The 21,816-nt window shown below is 38.7% G+C and carries 14 protein-coding genes; 4 read left to right on the top strand and 10 right to left on the bottom strand.

Translation table 11 applies throughout. The annotated features are described in order from the left end of the window. Window positions 1–182: 182 nt before the first annotated feature. The 4 genes from ACIFOT_RS07380 to ACIFOT_RS07365 form a co-directional block, all read right to left on the bottom strand. Complete coding sequence (locus ACIFOT_RS07380) at window positions 183–1,112, bottom strand: phosphate ABC transporter substrate-binding protein (RefSeq protein WP_430063549.1); 930 nt, start codon at window positions 1,110–1,112, stop codon at window positions 183–185. A 119-nt stretch (window positions 1,113–1,231) separates the two neighbouring features. Beyond that, on the bottom strand, window positions 1,232–1,939 hold the full coding sequence (locus tag ACIFOT_RS07375) for a response regulator (RefSeq protein ID WP_430063547.1): 708 nt from the start codon (window positions 1,937–1,939) through the stop codon (window positions 1,232–1,234). Between the two features lie 159 nt (window positions 1,940–2,098). Next, entirely contained in the window at window positions 2,099–5,158 is a 3,060-nt protein-coding gene (locus ACIFOT_RS07370; protein WP_430063591.1) for an efflux RND transporter permease subunit, read from the bottom strand. Window positions 5,159–5,400: 242 nt separating this feature from the next. Next, the gene (locus ACIFOT_RS07365) at window positions 5,401–8,148 is read right to left on the bottom strand and encodes an alkaline phosphatase family protein (protein ID WP_430063545.1); all 2,748 of its coding nucleotides are present in this window, start codon (window positions 8,146–8,148) and stop codon (window positions 5,401–5,403) included. Window positions 8,149–8,390: 242 nt separating this feature from the next. On the opposite strand from ACIFOT_RS07365, the gene ACIFOT_RS07360 reads away from it, so the two are divergent. Further along, on the top strand, window positions 8,391–8,573 hold the full coding sequence (locus ACIFOT_RS07360) for a hypothetical protein (protein ID WP_430063543.1): 183 nt from the start codon (window positions 8,391–8,393) through the stop codon (window positions 8,571–8,573). 261 nt (window positions 8,574–8,834) lie between these two features. On the opposite strand, the gene ACIFOT_RS07355 is transcribed toward ACIFOT_RS07360, so the two are convergent. From ACIFOT_RS07355 to ACIFOT_RS07340, 4 genes are all read right to left on the bottom strand, one after another. Continuing rightward, a complete protein-coding gene (locus ACIFOT_RS07355; RefSeq protein WP_430063542.1) occupies window positions 8,835–10,148 on the bottom strand; it encodes a multicopper oxidase domain-containing protein in 1,314 nt (437 codons plus the stop codon). A 120-nt stretch (window positions 10,149–10,268) separates the two neighbouring features. Beyond that, window positions 10,269–12,206, bottom strand: coding sequence for a PhoX family protein (locus tag ACIFOT_RS07350; RefSeq protein ID WP_430063540.1), 1,938 nt, complete (start codon window positions 12,204–12,206; stop codon window positions 10,269–10,271). A gap of 128 nt (window positions 12,207–12,334) precedes the next feature. Next, window positions 12,335–12,991, bottom strand: a complete 657-nt coding sequence (locus ACIFOT_RS07345) for a hypothetical protein (protein ID WP_430063538.1) — start codon at window positions 12,989–12,991, stop codon at window positions 12,335–12,337. A 52-nt stretch (window positions 12,992–13,043) separates the two neighbouring features. After that, entirely contained in the window at window positions 13,044–13,613 is a 570-nt protein-coding gene (locus ACIFOT_RS07340; RefSeq protein ID WP_430063537.1) for a DedA family protein, read from the bottom strand. A 241-nt stretch (window positions 13,614–13,854) separates the two neighbouring features. Between ACIFOT_RS07340 and ACIFOT_RS07335 the strand changes: the two genes are divergently transcribed. Then, window positions 13,855–16,977 (top strand): efflux RND transporter permease subunit, encoded by a 3,123-nt coding sequence (locus ACIFOT_RS07335; RefSeq protein ID WP_430063535.1) that lies wholly within the window; start codon window positions 13,855–13,857, stop codon window positions 16,975–16,977. A 60-nt stretch (window positions 16,978–17,037) separates the two neighbouring features. Here the strand turns inward: ACIFOT_RS07335 and ACIFOT_RS07330 are convergent, their stop codons facing one another. Both ACIFOT_RS07330 and hmpA read right to left on the bottom strand, forming a co-directional pair. After that, window positions 17,038–18,126, bottom strand: coding sequence for a PrsW family intramembrane metalloprotease (locus ACIFOT_RS07330; protein WP_430063533.1), 1,089 nt, complete (start codon window positions 18,124–18,126; stop codon window positions 17,038–17,040). A 164-nt stretch (window positions 18,127–18,290) separates the two neighbouring features. After that, on the bottom strand, window positions 18,291–19,580 hold the full coding sequence (gene hmpA / locus ACIFOT_RS07325) for an NO-inducible flavohemoprotein (protein ID WP_430063531.1): 1,290 nt from the start codon (window positions 19,578–19,580) through the stop codon (window positions 18,291–18,293). Between the two features lie 385 nt (window positions 19,581–19,965). Between hmpA and ACIFOT_RS07320 the strand changes: the two genes are divergently transcribed. Together ACIFOT_RS07320 and ACIFOT_RS07315 are read left to right on the top strand one after the other, a co-directional pair. Next, a complete protein-coding gene (locus ACIFOT_RS07320; protein ID WP_430063529.1) occupies window positions 19,966–20,616 on the top strand; it encodes a response regulator transcription factor in 651 nt (216 codons plus the stop codon). Between the two features lies 1 nt (window position 20,617). Next, on the top strand, window positions 20,618–21,724 hold the full coding sequence (locus tag ACIFOT_RS07315) for a sensor histidine kinase (protein WP_430063527.1): 1,107 nt from the start codon (window positions 20,618–20,620) through the stop codon (window positions 21,722–21,724). Window positions 21,725–21,816 lie beyond the last annotated feature (92 nt).

Genomic DNA, 21,816 nt, shown 5'->3' with positions numbered 1-21,816 from the left:
AAATATTAAGGTTTTGTTGTAAAAGAAATATGAAGATAGTGTTGAATATTTATTAATACTTTTGCATCTTTTTTCCTAGGTGAATAGACCGGGGTGAATAAGAAGTGTAGATATATTTAGAAGAGTCATACCATTAGAAAAGGGTAAATGCCACAAGGCACTTACCCTTTTAAATTAATTATTTATTTATTTGTTTGATTTCCTTTTGCGTCACGCTCTACTTCCATTTTAGTTACAGGAAGGTATCCTTGTTCTTTTAATAAAGTGTTTTGGATATCATCTGCCATCATGAAATCAAGGAACGCTTTAGCTAATTCAGTAGGCTCACCCTTTGTATAAGAGTGTTCGTATGCCCAAACAGGAAATTTACCAGATTGTACGTTTTCAGCAGTTGGTTCTACACCGTCAATTGCAAGTGGTGTTACAGTGTCATCAGTGAAGTATGAGAATGCAAGGTATCCAATGGCACCATCTGTTTCGTTAATAATCTTTTTAACAGTGTTTGAAGAGTCTTCTGTTACACCTTCAGCTGGTGTAGCACCATCAAGTGCAAATTTATTGAATACTGCACGTGTACCAGAAGAGTCAGGACGGTTTACAAGAACGATCTTTTGGTCTTTACCGCCAAGTTCTTTCCAGTTAGTAATTTTTCCAGTGAATACTTTGATTAGGTCTTCTTTTTTGATATCTTTAATACCAACTTTAGGGTTGACCGCAGCAGTCATACCTACAACCGCTACTTTGTGGTCTACAAGCTGATCAGCTGGAACGCCTTCTTTTTCTTCAGCAAAAACGTCTGAGTTACCAATTTGAACAGATCCTTCAGCAACTTGTGATAAGCCTGTACCAGATCCGCCCGCATTTACTTGAATATCAACATTTGGATTTGCAGCCATAAATTCTTCAGCAGCTGCGGCTACTAATGGCTGCATAGCTGATGAACCTGAAACGACTAATGAGCCGGAAAGTTCTTTCTTTTCCTCCGTTTTTGGAGTTTCCTTCTTGGCGCTTCCTTCTGTTTTCTCAGTAGATGCTCCGCCTCCACATGCTGCCATGATTACCATTAATGCAGCGAATACTGTAAGTAGGCTTAGTTTTTTAAAGCTTTTCATTTGCTTTATTTCCCCCTAAGAGTTATGAATTTTTGTTTCGCTTTACATTTATAGTATAGGAGAAAAGTATTAACTCAGTTTTAATAGAATGTAAAGCTTCTGTAAAGGTGTCACTCTCCTTATTGTGCCTCTATCTTATAGCCAAGACCACGAACGGTTTTAATATAAACCGGCCTCTTTGTTTCCTCTTCAATTTTTTCTCTTAAATGCGCGATATGCACATCTACAATTCTTGTATCGCCAGCAAAGTCATAATCCCATACTGCACTTAGCAGTTGATCCCGTGTTGCGACACGTCCCTGATTTTGTCCCAGGTAAAGAAGTAATTCAAATTCCTTTAATGTTAACATAAGAAGATTTCCATTGATGTGGGCTTCATATTTCTCGGGATAGATTGTTAATTTACCAATCTTAATTTTCGAGTCCCTATTAACTTTCTCTCCAGCATTTTCAGTTTGAACCTGAGTTCTCCTTAAAATCGCTTTTACTCTGGCAATCACTTCTCTTGGACTAAATGGCTTTACCATATAATCATCTGCTCCAAGCTCAAGTCCTAGTATTCTATCGAATTCATCATCTTTTGCCGTCAGCATTAATATAGGAGTCATGATTTTATCCTGGCGAAGCAGTTTACATACTTCTAATCCATCTAACTTGGGAAGCATTAAATCTAAAACGATAAGATCAGGAGATTCGATTTCTGCTAATTGTTTTCCAGCTTCACCATCCATCGCTGTAATGACTTCAAAACCAGCTTGCTCCAAATTATATTGAAGGAGCGTAACAATGGACTGTTCATCATCAACAACAAGTACTTTATTTTTCATCAAATCACCCGCTTAATAGTAAGATATAGGCTTATCCTATACCTCCATTTTGTAAATATAGTTCTATTAAACATAAAGAATATTAATGCCGCGTTTTGCTTTTGTTAACGGAATGCAAAGATTTTGTAAAAACTGATTATTTCTTTCCAATCATGACTTCTATGCTGAAATCTGGGACTGTTGCGAAGCCTTTGTGTTTCTGCCTTTTCCACTCATCCATTCATACATAATTGGAATGACCAAGAGGCAAATAAGCGTCGAGCTGATCATGCCTCCCACCACAACAACACCCAATGTTTGTGATACGATGGTGTCTGCTTTTCCTGACACGGCTAAAGGAAGCAAAGTTAATACAGTTGTACCTGCTGTCATTAAAACTGGTCTGACCCGTGTAGCGGTCCCGCTCATGATCGCTAATTTTGGTTCTAATCCGTCTCTAAGATTTCTTTCAATTTTATCGACAAGGACGATCCCGTTGGTCACGACGATCCCCGTCAACATCAATAATCCCACTAATGCTGCAAGATTCCATTCGAGTTGAAAAATAAACATTCCGATTACAGAGCCAATAAAGGCTAATGGGATGCAGAGTAATACAGTTATAGGTGCTCTCCATCCCCGAAAGACGGAACTTATAATGATAAGTACATGCAAGATGGAAAAGAACAAAGCGAGTGCCATTTCGTATATCATTTCATATACCTGTTGAGGAGCACCCGCAAATGAATACTCGATACCCTCCGGCAGAGGAATTTTTCCAAGGGCAGTTTTGACTTGTTTTGATACTTTCCCAATATCATTTGAAATGATGTTTGCGGTAATTACAGCATACGGTTGTCCATCCTTCTCTTGAATCACCGATGAACCTGTTGGCTCCAATACAGCGAGCTGATCCAAAGTTACATTTTTTCCATCCTTATCTAGGAAGGTCTCCCCGCCCATTAACGTAAAAATATCCTTTGTTGTGCCCATTTGTTTATCTGTATGAATGACAATTGGAAATTGATTTTGATTAATCGAAATGAACCCTTTTGTACCTTCTGCAGTATATTGCTGAATTCGATTGATAACGTCTCCAAGCTTAATACCATAATGTTCGATTGCTTTCCGGTTTAGAGTAATCTGATACTGAGTGAGATGATCTTCAGACTCTGCGGCCCCCTGTACTGATAGACCAGGAATAAGTTTTAGCTCGTTTCGTACGGTCTGAGCTATTGTTTCTAGTGTCTGACTATCTGAACCTGTAAGATTAATTTTTAATTGGGAATCATCGCCTGCAATATTTTGATTTGAAACAGCAAAAACAGCTTTGCTCGACGAAGCATTTAATTGTTTCTGTAAACTCATAATAAAGGCATTTACGTCAATACCTTCCTTTACTTTTATTGATAAATTAGCAATATTCGGTTTCTGAAGCCATCCGCCTCCTGCATCAAATACATCATCCGATTGAGGAGTAAACGAAGAGCCTAGTCCTGAAGAAAATGACTCAACTTTAGGATTCGTACCCAATAGGGCTTCCAATCTTTTTACTTCTCCGTCGACTTCTAATAAGGAAGTATTTTGAGGCATTTCTATTTGGACAGCGATTTGACCAGTTTTGGCTGTTGGCAAAAAATTCACTGGCAGGAAGGCAGCTCCCACCGACGTTAATAGAAATAATGAAACAAAGGTTAAGACCACTTTTTTCTTTCGTTCAAATACCCAATTTAGAATTTTTTGGGCGGAAGTCTCTAATTTATCATCGCCCGACATCGGTCTTCCCTTCCAAAACAGGTTGTAAAGTGCAGGAACAACCAAAATGGAAACGAATAGTGAGATAATTAAGGCAATCACCACAGACCAAGCAAATCCGGAAAAAGCTGAACTTACCATCCCGCCAATAAGCGCGATTGGAACATAGACGGCAACTGTAGTCGCAGTTGATGAAACAATGGCAGGAATCATTTCTCTTACAGCCTGTGTCAGCAAGTGGACGCTGGTTTTCGCGTTTGCCTCATGTACTTTCCGGTTCATATTATCAAGGATAACGATCGAGTCATCGACAACTCTGCCCATGGCAACAATAAGTCCTGAAACAGTAAGAATATTGAGACTAATACCCATCGTTTTTAATAAGCCAGTTGTTGCCAAAAGACAAATTGGCAGTGAAAGGACAATTAATAAGGTAGAACGGACTTTCCGGAAAAACAGAAATACACAAATCATTGAAAACAAGCAGCCTAATAAACCCTCTTTTATTAGACCTTTTAGAGATTCATTTACCTGCACGCCTTGATCAAATAAAATGGACACTTGAATATCTTTATTTTTCAATGCTGATATATCTTTGATTTTGCTCTTTATCCGATCTGAAACATCAGTGATATTGGATGTTGAGGTCTTCAAAACATCTAATAGGACGCTTGGTTTCCCATCGGTTCTTGAAATCGTTTCCAGATTGACAATCGAATTTGAAATGCCAGCAACCTCTGAAAGAGGAACGTTTTTTCCTTCTCCGTCATGAATAGGGAGCTTCAATAGATCTTGTTGATTTAATCCCCAGCCAGAAACTTGGACAGGAATAGACACCTGGTTGTTTGATACCTTTCCTTCTATTCCAGTTGTATAGTTTTCTTCAAGGGATTGTTTTACGTCAGTAACGGTTAATCCGGCTTTCTTTAAATCTTCCAGCCGGAGATTAACTGCATAACCAGCAGTTCCACCACCGGATACCCGGACATCTTTAACTCCTGGTACAGTTTTCAATCGGTTTACGAAATCCTCTTGAATAGAGGTTCGGAGCATATTTTCTGAGATATTTTCAGAAGAACTCATCAGACTCATTCTAATAATTGGTATGGAATGTGTACTAAGGCGGGTTACCAGCGGTTTATCAATATCAGCAGGCAATTTAACATCAGCCAAGGCTTTTGTAACCTGTTCCTCCGCTTGTTCCATATCATAATTCATAGGAAAGTTTAGACTGATCAATGATCCGCCATTAAAGGAGTTTGTTTCAACATCTTGAAGACCATCCACAACCCGTACAGCCTGTTGGATAGGTTCTGTAATCGTTGCTTTTACTTGATCCGCCTGGAAATTATCTGCACGCACTGTTACCGACAGGGTTGAATTATTGATTTCTGGCAGGTAGTCCCTCTGTATTTGCCATGCAGACATTCCACCCCACACGAGTATAAGAACTATTAAAGTTAATATAAGAATTCCGCGCTTCATCATTTCATAAATTAATGGTTTCATGTCATTTTATTCGGGCAATGAAGCCCGAACCGCTCCCCCTCTATTTTCAGTAATTGGATGGTGCCAATGGTGGCCAGTTTTATCTATAAATTTACACGTCCACCACGACTGGCATGGTATAAATCTTTAACAACAATAGCTACCCTGACGGATAGCTATTGTTGGGTTTCAAACTAATTTTCGCAGCAATCCCTTATAAGAATAGTAGAATTAAGCTTTTAGTCTTTGTCAGTAGTAGTCGGAGCAAAGCTTTCTGGCTGTTTTTCGACCTCTTCTGGTGCAAGAGCTTTTTTCTCACCTGGGTATGGTTTATCAAAGCCTTCTGTAGCATACCAAACGGCATGATTTTGCATATTTGCGTTGATTTCATCCGGTACTGCATTTTTGCCGGTTAACTTATCTTTGTTCTTGTTGGACCACTCTGTCCATTTTTTCGAAAGTTCCTTTGCCTCCGGTGTTACATTGGTTGTGCTGGCAAGAACAGCCGTATTGGCTTCAGGTGTTCCGTTTAACGTGTCAAGCGGGATTTGGTTTGGCACAAATTCGTATGGTGTAAAGTCCGGCTTGTTCGTAAAGAGTTCACTCATTGGCTCTGCAGCTGCATCATTTTGGTTCATTGTAGGAATTCCAAGAATCTGCTCGATACTGCGAACCATATTGATGACAGTCCAATAGTGGCTGTTTGTAATCCCTTTCTTCACCCAAGGGCTGATGACAAATGCAGGCTGACGATGGCCGTCAACGTGATCTAGACCGTTTTGGGCGTCATCTTCTGTAACGATAATGACAGAGTCTTTCCAGTAAGGGCTGTGAGAAATCAAGTCCACAATTTTACCGACAGCCAAGTCATTATCCGCAACCATCGCTTGAGGTGTAGGGAAGCCCGAAGCGAGTCCGTTGGTATGGTCATTCGTTACCCACATTGTAGTAAGTGCAGGTAAATCATTATTCTTAACGTGTTGTTCAAACTGTTTTTTGAAAATTTCAAATCGATATTGGTCTGGAATGCCCATGTCAAACGTTGGGAACGGTTTATGTGTAATTGGTTCAAGTGACGGAATATCCGTCTTTGCCTCATAGTTTCCGATCGGAACATGAAGATCGCCTTGCTTTTGGCCGGAAAGAATTAAATAATCATTATACCAATCAGTCCAAGAGCCTTGCGGCAACGTTCCGGTAAAAGCAGTTGTATCTTCTCCGAAGTTTTCTACAGTCTTACCATGTTTAAGGGCCTGATCCCATAAATGGCCTGTTGGTGCATATGCCATCGCATCCCCAGCACCACCAGGATAGCTTCTTACGTTTGCAGAATCTGTTTCTTTATCCTCATAGTCATTGTTGGTTCCTTGCATAACCCATTGGTGGCCGCTTGCTGATTGGATACCGCCAACGTAAGTATTGTCCAGAAGCGGGAACGTAGTAGCCAGTTTATGCAAGTTTGGAGTTACTTTTTGCGGGAACTGCGTTAAAGCTACTTCTCCGTTTCCTTTTCCAACATCACCCAATACTTGGTCATATGTCCGGTTTTCTTTGATAATATAGAATACGTGTTTAATCGTTGAAGGCTCACCGATACGCTCAGGCATCGCAACAGCCTTTCTATTGTCGCGTGGTTTCGCGTTAAGATCCTTTAAGCCGTACCAGTTATTGTTTTTGTATACTTGGTCTGTTCCCATTGCTAAGGCCTGTGCAGTCGGGAACGGAATCAAGGAAAGTGACCCTTGCTGCGCATAAGAAGAGTGACCGTTAACGGTAATTCCCTGGATGTTCAAATTACGTGTTGGCCCCCGTGATCCAATACCATCGGCATTGGCAACGACAAGATTTTTATTGGCTGTATCGACTGCGATATCGACTGGGAACCATGCTGTTGGTAAAAGTCCTTGCAATTCAGGTGTCTTATCCGGACCCTGCCAGTCATAGACCGCAATGGCATTGTCACGGCCAAGGCTGACCATTAACTTGCCATCCACCATTTTAACAGCGTTTGGTGCTGAACCTTTTGGAGCATTTGGATATGGTTTAATGTCAATCGTTTGGACCACATCATTTGTCTTTGAGTCAATAACCGAAACGGTGTCACTATTTGTGTTGGTTACGAATATGTACTGGCCTGACTGTGTCATCCGTTCCGGCTGCACGCCAACTGTAATGTTTTTAACCACTGTATTTGTCGAAAGGTCAACCACAGAAACAGTTCCCGTTGTAGTGGCACCTGTTTTATCTGTAACAACTTGAGTGCCAGAAGAGTCAACCGTAATGTCGCCTGCTTGTGCTTTGCGGCCGCCTTGGTTGGTTACATAAGCGAAGTTACCTTCAACTATTACGCTTGTTGGAGCATTTTCGACAGCAACTTTGGTTAATGCACCTGTTACCGGATCAATGACGCCAAGGCTGTTGTCACGGTTTAAAGCAACCAGAAGCTTGCCGTCTGGCGCAACAGTAATATCAAGCGGGTTGATTTTACCGCCAACAGATGCTGCTGGAAGGTTGATAGATTTTTGAACTTTTGGAGTGCCATCTTGTCCAACGGTCATAACGACAACTTTACCAGTATTGCCTGACGTACCAGTTGCATAGAGCTGGCTTCCATCTTTTGAATAAGCCAAGCCCCACATACTGGAAAGACTTAAGCTGATATCCTGGGCTTTCATCACACCGCTTGCAAGATCGATGACATTGATTCCAGTGCCGCCGTAATTGTTGCGGCCAACGATAGTTACTGCAGTTTTTCCATTCGGATTGACTGCAACAGTCATTGGATTTCCGCCAAATTCAATTTGTTTTCCAGCTGGTGTAATCAATTGGTTAACAGGTGTTTGCACGGAACCATCTGCTTGTTGCCCCACTAAATTGCTTCCAAAAACACCGTCTTGCGCAGCATAGACACCGGCTGAACCCAATAGCATGGTACTTAATGTTAGTCCCGCAAGCAGCCTCTTCTTTTTTCTGAATTTCTTTAGCATTCCTCTCACTCCCTTTGTTTTGTACGGTTTAAGATTACTCCCCTTTTATTAATTTCATATTGATTAAATGTTAATAACAAATTAATAAAATTCTGACTATTTATCTACTACTATTAGACTAGTTAATTTTTCCATTATTTTGTGCATTTGTTCACAATAACTTAACATTTGCATCATGTTTTCTTTATAAACTTATCTTATAATGTGTAGTGTAAAATCAATTCGAATAAAGGAGGATTACAATGTACCTGAAAAAACTTGTTCAAAATGGTCTGATTACGATTGATTATTATAAAAATGGTGCTTTAAAGACCCTGAAAGGGCGTGTTTATTGCCTCAATCTTAAAGAGCAACTACTTTCATTAAAAGATGAAAAACAAGTGTTACACTCCATCCGTTTATCAGGAATTAAACAAATTTATTAAAGCTAATTTTCGGAAATGGTCATAAATTAAGGTTATTATTTTCATCTAAAATGATTTGTCATTAACCAAACAAAACATACCCTAAATCTTCTATTTCCTTCAGATTCATTAACTCTCCCAAAATCGGCGATTATGGTGGTACACCCTTATTAAACTTTCAATTTATTACTATTAAGTGCGATTCTTGTATAAGAAATGAACCCGATTTTATCAATCGGGTTCTTTTAATACATCTATTTCTATTCAAATTAATCATATTAATTAACTCATATCACCAGATTGTAAGATTTGCTCCATTGCATTTATCTTTTGTTCAAGATCATTAATTGCCTTCTCCATTGCCGCAGGGCTATTCAATTGCTTGCTAACCACAGCCGCAGCGTTATCAAGAGCAGTCCATTCTTCAAAATGCTCCGATGCTGCGATACTATAAAACCCTTGTATTCCCTTAATGATTTCATTTGTTTCGAGTTTCATTGAATCATAGTTCTTTTCAAATTGATATTGTTTTAATAATGCTAAATGGTGTTTTACATCACTGACAGGACTCATGCTGACGTGGTTTATTTTCTCATGATACTGATCGTAAACCATCATCATATGCATTCCATGTGTCGTATGAGGACCCATATGACAATGAATTGGCCAAATACCAGGATTGTCCGCTTTCAGCAATAAATCATATTTTTCACCTGGACCGATGGTAATCGAATCCTTAGTCATTGGATGCGAGATATCTCGGCCATCAGATGCAACCACCTTAAAATGATGTCCATGGGTATGGAAAGTATGAACTTCCGAACCCGCATTTATTAATCTGATTAAATAAGTGCCTCCCTCTTTTACATGGAGAGGTGGTATTTCTGGATCTACTTTACCATTAATTGTGTAGTACTTAGCTTTTCGTTCGGTTGTGTCATATTCACCCTCTAAGTGAAGATGCTCAGCAGCTGTTCCTACATATTGATGTGCTTCTGTTCCTTCGGCTAAGCTTAAAAGCGGATCTCTTTCTGATAGGAGCAATGTAAACTCCCCATCTGTCTTATACTTTGTTTGTTTTGGCTCTACGATAAAAGCCCCGTATAAACCCATTTCTGGATGCCTGTCCGGTTCAACGTGACAGTGATAAAAATAGGTGCCAGCGTGTTTAGCGTCAAACTCGTAGGTGAAGGAATCTCCTTTCAAGGTTGGATGTTGACTCATTTCGGGTGTTCCATCGCCTGCAAAACTATTGTCAATACCGTGAAAATGAATGGTATGAACCTCTTTTTGTTGATTATGAAATACTACCTTTACATGATCCCCCTCCTTGACCCGAATTTCAGGGCCAGGAACGCTAGGCGGAGAAGCCGGTGCATTTTTCTTAGGGTCCCATAAGCCAAAACCCCAAGAATAAAGGGTAGTCCCTTTAGACACTTCTTGTTCCATATCTGCTGCATATAAATGAAACACCTTTGTTCCGCCTTTAGTTGTTTGGGCCGACGCAGCTTCATGCTTAGCGTTAAACGCGAAAACCACAATTGATGCAAGACAGAAAAAAACGGATATAAATAGTATGATTGATCCTTTCTTCATGTAAACACTCCTTAATATGGTAGGTAGAACAGAACAAGTCCTAGAATTATAAACTCCGGTAACCTTGGATTACCGGAGTTTAAAAAAGTAGGTTCTTGATAAACAGCTTGATTCTGTTTATTATTTTTTCAAATCGTTTTTTACATCACTTTTGGTATTTTGCAAGTCACCTACAAAAGGCATCCCGGAAATATAGCCTACTCCACCAGTGCGATCAATACCAATTTCTTTTTCCATTGCCTGTTCTAATGCGGTTTTATCGACTGCTGTGATTTTCTTACCTTCTAATTCATCCCCTGGATGCTGGAAGTTACTCATAATGTATGAGAATCCATTGCGGTTATCCGCTGCAAACAAACCAGTCGATTCAGCACCTGCTGGAACGGAGAGGATTCTGGAGAGTTCCTTTGTGTCTACATTATAAGCCCATACGAAGTTATTTGTATGCATACCGCTATCCTCACCGATAAATAGCGTTCTTAAAGCTTCCGAATAGCTTAAATTATCCGTATTGGCTACTGAATTGACATCCGCTGTATTGCCGTATGCATCCGCAGTTGGCATATCCTTACCAGCAATCAATCCAGACATGCTGGCCGCCACATATTTACTATTAATCTTTTCGCCTTTGCTGTCTTTTTGACCATCAGTCAAATCTAATTGATACGTAACACCTGATTTAAATTTTGGAAGTTTCATATCATCTGCTGGATCTGCAGCATTTTCGAGCATACCATTGCTTTGATCGGAAATCGCAATGTAAACCTTTTTATCCTTCTCGTTTAAGGTTACACCTTCCATTTTATTAAATTCAGACGTCGCACCAAGCATTGCTGCATATCGGCGGGACTCTAGGAACGCAGCCGCTTTTTCCATACCAGGTTTCAGTTTTAAATATTCCGTTTTGCCGTATGAGTATTGCTTAATTGCTTTAAAGCCTTCTTTTGGAACATCAGATGTTTCGAAAATATCGCTGAACTTAATACCGCTGTCGATCGTCTGTTTGACTTCTTTATCAGTTGCATGACCAAGTTTAATCCATTCTAAGTTACCGGCTCCGCCATTTTCAGTACCAGTTTGGTGGAATTTTGCGGCATAAAGCGTACCAGCAGTAAGATCCTTCGCTTGATCGGCTACATACATGAACATTGTTGTATAAGAACCATCATCACCAAAGAAGGCAGTCCGGTTATCAGGCATCATCTTCATTAATTCATGGGAGAAACGGCCAATGCTGTAATGTTTGGATACAGAAGCATTCCCTTCTTTGTTGACACTGATTTCAGGAATGAATCCGTAGAAATAAGGGTTTGCTTTTGACTTATCGCCAAAGTAAAGCTTAGCAAAGCTTTCTACCTGACTTCTTGCTGACGAATTCGGATTTAGTTCAAAACTGCGGGCATCTGGCTCATACTCTTCAGACCCTAAATGGGTATTCCATGGGGAAAGGGAACCATTACATGGAATCCAAAGTCCATTAACACTCGAAAAATCAATTTTCTTAACCGATTGAGGTGTTAATTCACCCGTTTTCTTATCTTGATTAAGAGTAGATATAGACATTGATGCAGGAACGATTCCATATGCTGATTTACCAGCCGCATCAATGGTTTGGTACTCATAATGGGTTACCATGTAAAGTTTTCCGTCAATTGGCTTCAATAAACTGTTTGAATCTGGGGCGTCTGATACATAATATGTAGGGTTACCCTCCACACTCGTATCCATAATTGGGTCACCATTCACATCAATTGGTGTACCTGCAGGAATCAACTTCCCTTTGTTCATAGCTACTTTGTCTTCGGATTTAAAAAGTCTCTTATATGAAAGTGGGAAATTCTTCACTTCACCATTGCTATACTTCACTTCCATAGATGCGTTCGTATAGGTTTGAACCATTTTATCGATCGTTTTCGGTGCTTCCATTCCATTAAACCTTACAGAATCAATCGTAACATGCCCATTTCCTGCCGCTGCAGCAGGTGTTAAAGCCGGAATTGTTATAGCTAATCCTAGTGCGATTGCAGCTGCTTTTTTGCTAAAACGCTTCTTTTTCATTGTTCTCCCCCTGGTCAATTCATTTTCTTCCACAACATTATTAAATAAAATGAATGTTAACCTAGGGTTTCCACTTTGTTAAAGGTTCGTAAAGTTAGTTTAATTCCTTGTAAAGTTCCGAAAGACAATTAATCTTTTTGCACCACAAGGCGAAACATTTCAAACAACAGAAAGTTAAAAAATATCCAGACTCCGCCATAGACATATCCACCAACAATATCACTAGGAAGTAGCGCATTTGATGCAATTTTTACGATCGCCAACCCGATTAATATGACTAACCCCAATATTGGAATTAAAATGGGCGAATAATTATTTTTCGAATGCCTGACAAGTAAGAATATGGTGGTTCCATAGGCAATTATCATAAAAGTACTATTAATATCAGGAAAATTAGCAGAATGAAATTTTCCTACAAACCCGATGGATTGAAGCGTGTGAAAAATCTGCATAATGGTTTCATGAAATATTCTTGCTCCTAGAATCGAAACAATGAGAAGAAGATACTCCAGCATCCGATTCTTGCCTCTTCTCCAAATACGAACTATGGTTATCGCTATTACTACGCAAACAGAATAGGGTGATTGAAATACATTAAATAACTTCATCCAGCTAATAAAAATAGTGGACTGGACCAAATATTCAGTAATCTCATTAAACTGCGTAAACTCACCATATAAATAGTCTTGAGCTAAGCCCAGCATAAGGACGACCATTCCAATAAAAACCAATGTAAGAACAATAAGAAAAACTTCAGTAGCTCTAATCGTTCTAAACCGATTCATTAACCAATTTAAAAAACGAATAAGAAAATCCTTTATTTGATTTTTATAGAAACTATAGACCAAATACACTGCGATAATTATGGCGATAACAATGATAAAAATAGTGAAATATTTCTTTGCAGCCTGATGGAAAACCTCCCATTGGGGCCCCAATACTTTTCCCAAGGTAATAAAACAATAACCCCCAAAGAAAAGAACCAATATAAGCAGGAATTATAAATCTTCGAAACGGCATTCTGGAAATCCCTGAAATATAACCTGTGAAATGCCTAATACCAGGAATGAAATAAGCAAACACTAGCAATTTGCTGCCGGATCTTTCAAACCATGCAGCTGTTTTTTTATATCTTTCGGGTCCCATGTGTATATACCTGCCATATTTTTCGATGAGTTTATATCCTCCTGATTTTCCTATCCAATATGTTGCGGTTATGCCGGCACCACCCGCTAAAAAGACTGTCAAGAGAGCGAGAGTGTAATTCATTTTTCCCTGAAAGACAAAGTATCCCGCATAACTCATTAGAAATTCTCCAGAAATAGGCAGTGCCAAGAGCTCTAGAAAGATCCCTATAAGTAAAATGACATAGCTATGCTGCTCAAATAGAGTGATTAGATGTGACATATGATGCCTCCAAATATATAGAAATAGAGTTAGCATATAAGCTCTCCTTTATCTTCCTGAAATGTAGCACAGTAATTGGATAAAAATTGCATCTTAATCAATTATTAATCTTTTTTTCAGTGAACGTTCAAGTTCATTTTATATACTTAGAGTGCCCTTTTTTGGAAAGCAGGCACATTTTCTAATAACTTATAAAGAAAAAAATAGGGTTCATTATATATAGATATGGGGAGGTAAAAACATGAAAAAATTAGTAGAGGCAACCATGCAAAGAGCCATACTTATGATTGTGTGTGTTGTCATCATCTTGGCTTGGGGTGGTATTTCCGCTTTTCAAATGCAGCGGGATTATTTGCCTGGAATTAATAATACTACCCTTTCGGTTAGTATGAGAGTACCTGGTTATCAAGCCGCACAGGTGAAGCAGCAAGTAACCGATAATCTCGCAAGTGCCGTCAAAACAGTGGATGGTTTGTCCAATGTTGAAAGCACATCGTATGATGGCGGCTTGTTTATGAGTTTGTATTTTCCGATGAATACCGACATGAAACAAGCGGAGGATCAAGTTAATAAAGCCTTGGCAAATGCAGATCTTCCGCAGACAATTACTAGCACTCCTTCGGTGACGCGATTAACAACAAGCTCATTTCCTATTTTGACTTACAGTGTAACAAGTTCAAAATTGTATGAACCAACTCTTCGCTCGACCGCAACACAGGAAATTGTGAAGCAATTAAAATCTGTTCCTGGTGTAGCAGATGTATCCGTATTTGGGGGAGCGAAAGATGGGTATGTATTAACTGTCCGTATGAAAGACCTAGTGAAAAACGGATTAACATTGGATGATGTGAATAAATCGTTTGCTTTGGCTGTTCCATCCATGCCACAAGGGAATATTGTAAACAACCAATTATCTATTCCAGTATCATTTGATGGATTAACATTAACAGTTCAGCAAATGGAAAACGCAACAATTAAGAATAAGGAAGGAAAAGCCATTCCTGTTTCAGCGTTCGGTACCATCACTCATTCATTAAATGATGTAAAAACGGTTTCCAGAACAAACGGAGCACCAAGTGTTACATTGAATGTAATCAAAACGCCTTCAGCAAATATTACCGATGTTGCTGACCAAGTAAAAGACCGCATCGCGCATCTTCACTTAGATACAGTAAATCCAAAAGATGTTTCGTTTAAAGTATTACTCGACCGGGAGAAAGAATTAAACAGCTCACTATTTGGACTAGTCCGTGAAGGGTTGCTTGGCTGCTTATTCTCAATGATCTGTGTGTTCTTCTTCTTCCGAAATGTAAGAAGTACATTATTAATTGCTATTTCATTGCCAATCTCGTTACTGGCAACAACGGCTTTCTTAAAATCAATGGGTATCACGTTAAACATTTTAACGGTTTCTGGGTTGATTGTAGCGATGGGTCGTATTGTCGATGATTCAATTGTTATATTAGACAATATGTATCGGAAGCGGGAAGAATCGAAGGATAAATCTCTTCTTTCCATTTTGGCATCCTCTGTTGTTGAAATGATTCCTGCGATTTTAGGCTCGACCTTAACAACGATCGCAGTTTATATCCCAATCGCATTTGTAGGCGGCGTCATTAGTGCTTCCTACAGTGGCTTTGCCTGGTCAGTCGTAATTGCCCTTATCATTTCATTCTTTGTGGCAATGCTTGTCATTCCTGCGCTTGCGTTTATGGGCTGGAAAGGCGGAAACGGAGAAAAACAAACCGTCAAACTCGATATAAAAATGAAACCTATATTGCAATCGGCTTTTAGACACAAAAAAGCAATGATAATTGTTTCGATCTTAGTCTTTTTAGGTGCAGGAATCTATTCTGCTTTCCTTCCAGTAAGCTTATTGCCTAGTGCAAAAATCGGGCAAATTGCCATTAAAGCTGAATTGCCAAAAGGAAGCACATTAATTCAAGTAGATTCTGAAGTACAAAAAATCGAAAAATCATTAAAAGAAAATCCAAAAGTTGATGCATATTCAGCCAATTTTGGTTCAACCATGACACCGCAAAGTGATGACGTGTTTGACCAAGGCGGCGGCTTTATCACCTATCCAAATGTCGCTAACCTATCAGTTGTGTTAAAGAATGACAAGGATGCAGATTCTGTCATTAAAGAGTTACAAACAAAGCTTCCGACATTATCTAAAGATGTTACTTATACCGTAACAAGCCAGAACATTTCTGGTGACGATTCACAAATGCGTATTTTGTTTACAGGTTCAGACCAAGCAACATTAGATCAAGTAGCTCAAGAAGCAAGGACCAACTTATCAAAAATATCTGACTTAAGTGTCGATGGAAAAGTAGATTTAACAAATGGCGCGCCTAAATATAAAGTGACTTTTGACCAAAAAACTATTCAAGACAAAGGCGTAAAAGTAGCTGACATTCTAACAATCATTAATCGTTATATGTCTGCATCTAAAGATGCAACAATCACTATTAATCATAAAGCACTTCCTGTGGACCAATATTTAGATCAAATTGCATCAGGAGCAAATTCTACTATTACGTTAAATGCTACTGCAGATGATGTGTTAGCATCTCTAGCTGCTGAAACGTTAAATGGTAATCATGGAGAAATGGTTCGTTTTGACCAAATTGCTAAAATTTCAAAGGATACATCTCCTTCAACTATTAGCGAACGAGACGGTCAGCCATTCTCTCTTGTCACTGCACAGATTACATCAAATGATATCAGCAAAGTGTCAAGCCAAGCGGAGAAAGCTCTAAGCGGCATGAAACTTCCTAAAGATGTGACGTATTCATTGGGTGGAATTACTCAACAGGTAAAAGATATGATTTTCGATATGTCAGTTGCGGTTGCATTTTCGATTCTTTTAGTATTGCTGATTACTTCTTCTATTTTCAAAGGCTGGAGAGCACCACTATCAGTACTATTAAGCATTCCGCTTGCATTAAGTGGTGTGGTAATCGCATTGGTTTTATTCCACGGTGAATGGAATCTTGCAGCCTTAATCGGTATTCTAATGCTTACTGGTATTGTAGTAACCAACGGTATTGTGTTAATTGACAAAATTGAAAGAAATCGAAAAGAAGGAATGCCTGTTAAAGAGGCTGTATTAAATGGCAGTCTTTCAAGGATTAGACCGATTTTAATGACAGCAGCTGCAACCGTCCTTACTTTGTTACCACTTGCATTTACCCATAATGCTGATACGGTAATTTCTCAAACGCTCGGGATTGTAGTAATCGGCGGAATGGTAACATCAACGATTAACAGTTTTATTATCATTCCGATTATATATGAATGGCTGCATAAAAAATCAGCAGCCAAAAACACAAGTTCAATCCCACGAAGCATATCCTAAAAATTATAAAATAATTATTCAAAACCAAAAAAACACCGACTATAGTCGATGTTTTTTTGGTTATTTAAATTCATTCAAGGGACTCATAACTACCCTTCCCTTCTTCTCAGCGATCTCCTTTAAGCCCATTCGAATCATCCGAAATACGAGAATCCATGAGGCGGTCATCAAAACGATTTGTCCAACCGGGAAAATGCCTGGAATCGGAGCATCCCATAAAGCATGTAACAAAACGACGATAAAAAATATCCGAAGGAATTTTGCTTTTATAAACATGTTTAATTCAGGATGTTTATCCCCTTGTACCATGCAAAATGCAGCACCTGTCAATGCGGCCCAAGCGACATGTCCGCCAGGAGCTAGAAAACTACGCCAAAGGATGGTGGAATATAGGCTTGGGAAACTACCTGAAAGAAGTGCCCTTAATGCATAACCAGCTGTTTCAAAAGCAGCGAAGCCGGCCCCAACCGCAGCTCCTATCAAGAGACCGTTAAGGATATATCTGTATTTAATGTTGCGCACGAAAAGTATTACAGTCGCAACCTTTGCCAGCTCCTCGGCGATCCCAATCGTAATTGGATTAATGTTATGTTTTAAGATATTAAAAAAAACAAGGGCGACCAGCATCGAGAGGATCCCGCCGATAAACACTACATAAATGACTCTATAAAATGCAATATTCTGAGGGGCGTTCATTTCCCAGAAGAAAATTAGAGTGGTAAATGGCACTGCAAAAGCACCAACAATAATAAGTCCTGGTATGAAGTTAATATTTTTGAACAAGCTCACACCCAAAAACAATCCAAGGAAAGCAATAAGTGCAATGATGAAAACCCTCGTAAATAGCCAAGGTTTCGGCCATGTTTCCTTTACTTCCTCTATTTTAGGTGTAGTAAGCGCTGTTCCTACTATGAAAAGCCGTTCTGCCTCAAGAATATTATGATTTCGGAACACACGTGAGAATATATTTTGAAATTTTGGTTCCACTGAACGTTCAAATTTGGGAACCATGTCGACATAATGGGCAAATTCGTAGAAATAGCTATTTTCGTCCTGGTTACCGTTGTCAGGACGCATAAACTTTTCACCGCAGTTTAAACAAAACTTTACCCCATCCGGATTAACATATACACATTCCGGGCATTTCATTTGCCTTCCCCCTTACATTATTCAATATACACACTAATTTTTCTAATCTTTAAGAGTGCTATACAAGTATGATTCCCATTAGAAACCAATAATACCATTAGATTTTTTGCAAAATTTTATCGCAAAAATGGCAGGAGGAATAGAATACCTGCTGCCTTTTTGTTTTAATCCATTTCATCCAATTTACCAAAAGACCCAAAAAATTCGTAATGAATATGATTTTCCGGTACTCCCCACTTCTTTAACGCTTTATTTACCACCTTCATGAAAGGCTCTGGCCCGCAAAAATAAAAATCAGCTTCCTTGGACGGTAAAGTTTGTTGAAGCCATTCTAGGCTAAAAAATCCTTCCTTATCAAAGTTCCGCATTTCTTTATCTTCTTCTGATGGTTTCTCATAGATTACGAAGGATTTCATATTTTTATGTTCTGCTGCCACATCATTCACATGTGATTTAAAAGCATGCAGCTTACTATTGAGGGATGCATGAATATAATAGATTTCCCGGTTTGGCTTTTCTTTTACTGTGGTATTTAACATACACATCATCGGTGTTAATCCAACTCCGCCGCTAATTAAAACTAAAGGCCGGTTAGAATCCATATCCAAATAAAAATCACCAGCTGGCGCTGTTATCGGAATGATATCTCCTTCATTGATATGATTATGTAGATAAGTGGACACAATCCCTGCAGGAATATTATCGCCATTTACATCTTCACGTTTTACGCTGATTCGGTAATAGTCTAATCCGGGACTATCAGATAAGCTGTATTGACGCAAATGGGTGTAGGTCTCACCTGGAATCTCTAATTTAACAGTTATGTATTGCCCTGGTATAAAGCCGGCAATCTCCTTCCCATCTTTCGGTTTTAAGTAAAACGATGTAATAACGTCGCTTTCTTCCACCTTTTTATTGACGACGAAATCACGGTAACCAGCCCAACCGCCTGGCATAGCTTCAGTGGTTTTGTACATTTTGTTTTCCATTCTGATGAAAACATCTGCTATCACTCCATAAGCATCTGCCCAAGCATCAATAATTTCATTAGTAGCCGCATCCCCTAATATTTCTTTAATCGCTCCAAGAAGGTTTTCACCCACTATCGGATAATGCTCTGGTTTGATTTGCAGACTTCTATGTTTTTCCCCGATTCTCTCTAATACAGGCATGATTTGACTAAAATCCTCGATGTTAGCCGCTGCCACATATACCGCATCTGCAAGTGCTTTCGGCTGGTGGCCTGTAATTTGGTGTGTTTGATTAAATATATTTAAAAGCTCTGGATGCTGCTTAAACATCCGCTTATAAAAAGCTTTCGTAATTGCTTCACCGTGCTCTTTTACGACTGGCAATGTTGCTTTAATAATTTCGAGCTTTTGTGGGTCAAGAGCCTTAACCGTTTTTAAAACCTCTTGCCATGACTGCTTATCTTCTATTTTTGTTATGGACATAATCCTTTTAATACCCCCTTTATTTGTACAAAATTAATTTACTCCATAATGTTTAGTTCTAAATGAGGTATTTTTTGTTAGGATTAGGGGTTTTGAAGGTGAAAAAATTTCATAATTGGAGAGGAAGACGAAATTTTTTGTGTTTTGCGTAATTCAATTGGCTGATAACTTTTTCCAATTAGCGTATAGCTTCTCTCAATTAGCGGATAACACTAATCAATTGGCCAATACCTGTCGTCTTAAGCGAAAAAGAAGTAGTAAGTCTCAAGAAATATGTTATAAGTATTGAAGGAAATGATAAAAAGGAAAAAAACAAAATTCACAGGTCCTCCCTTTAATGGTTTATAATGGAGAAAAAAGAGAAGTGAGTGGGGAGAATATGACTTTGTTAGATCCAAATAAAATTAAAGTCATTATTGCGGATGATAATTCTTTTATCAGAGAAGGATTAAAAATTATTCTTAATACATACGAGGAATTTGAAGTTTTAGATACAGTAAATGATGGCAAAGAAGCAGCGGAATACTGCTTAAAACATGTAGTGGATATTGCCCTACTCGATGTTCGTATGCCGAATATGAATGGCGTGGAAGCAACGAAACTCATCAGTGAACAAACGAAAACAAAACCGATCATTATAACGACCTTTGATGATGATGAGTACATCTTGGATGCCATCAAAAATGGTGCAAAAGGTTACTTACTGAAAAATAATGATCCTGAACGGATTCGCGATGCCATCAAAAGCGTCATGAATGGAAATAGCATCATACAGGATGTTGTTTTGGAAAAAATCAAATCAAACTTAATGGAGAAAAAAGAAACAGAAACAAAAATTGATACCACATTGTTTACAGAAAGAGAAAGGGAAATCATGTCTCTAATAGCCAAGGGCTATTCAAACAAAGCCATTTCCAAGCAATTATTTATTTCAGAAGGAACGGTCGCCAATTACATCACCTCTATATTTGGGAAAACAGGACTCGAGCATCGAACACAAATTGCCATTTACTATATTACTGGGAAAGTAGAATAAGATGGATTTTTGGATTATTTTTAGCAAACTGGCCTTATTAATTTTTATAGCCTTTACCTGTGTCAGGACTGACATTAGTCACATTTCATGGGTTGTTTTCACTATTCTGCTTTATTTCTGTATAAATATCACCCTAAATATCTTTAAAGAAATTTCATTAAAAAGAATCCTGTTATTACTCTCAATCGGAATATCGATTACATCCTTTTTCGAGATAAATTCGTTGTTTATCTTACTTTTACCGTTAGCCCTGATTGAATTAACCTCTGATTTTTTCAATAAAAAAATCATAATCCTGCTCATTTCCATTGTCCCTATAATAAATATTAATGAAACACTACAGCCACTTTACGGATTAGTGGCGAATTTTTGTTTCATGATTTTTACCATTACATCAGTGTATGGGGATAGACTGTTAAAAGATGAAAAACAACTGGATTCAATGAGAAAAACGCTTCAGAAAATGACCAAAAACTTAAATAAAAATACAGAATACATCCGCCAGTCTGAATACACCTTTAAATTAGAAGAACGAAATCGAATTTCACAGGAAATCCACGATAAAATCGGGCACTCCATAACGGGAGCGCTTTTTCAAATGGAAGCAGCCAAGCGATTAATCGAAACAGACAAACGCAAAGCAACAGAGCTGCTGCAAAATGCCATTAATATTTCCAAGGATGGGATTGAAAACATTCGATTGACACTTAAAAATATGAAGCCACCTTCTGAGCAGGTGGGGATTCATCGGATCAAGCTGATCATTGACGAATTAGCTGCAAAACATCAATTTAAAACGGTCCTGACTCATGATGGCAATTTAGATATTATTACCCCGATCCAATGGAAAATTATACTTGAAAATATCACAGAAGCCTTAACCAATACCATGAAATATTCCACAGCAACGCTCGTTTCAGTCGAATTGAAAGTGTTGAACAAAATGATTAGAGTTGAAGTTAAGGACAATGGGTCAGGAGCGGAAAAAATTAAAAAAGGACTAGGGATCATCGGGATGGAAGAACGAACTGCTACCGTTAACGGGAAAGTGATTGTCGATGGAACCCGTGGTTTTTCCGTCACCACCCTCCTCCCCATTCAACCGTGAAAAACTCACGCAAACAATATGAATATTCTCATGTGAAAAGAATGAACGATTGCACTTATCTCCGTTCATTCTTTTTTTTATACTTAGACCAT

The organism is Neobacillus sp. NRS-1170 (genome assembly GCF_050468025.1).
This window is presented reverse-complemented; position numbering and strand designations above follow the sequence as displayed.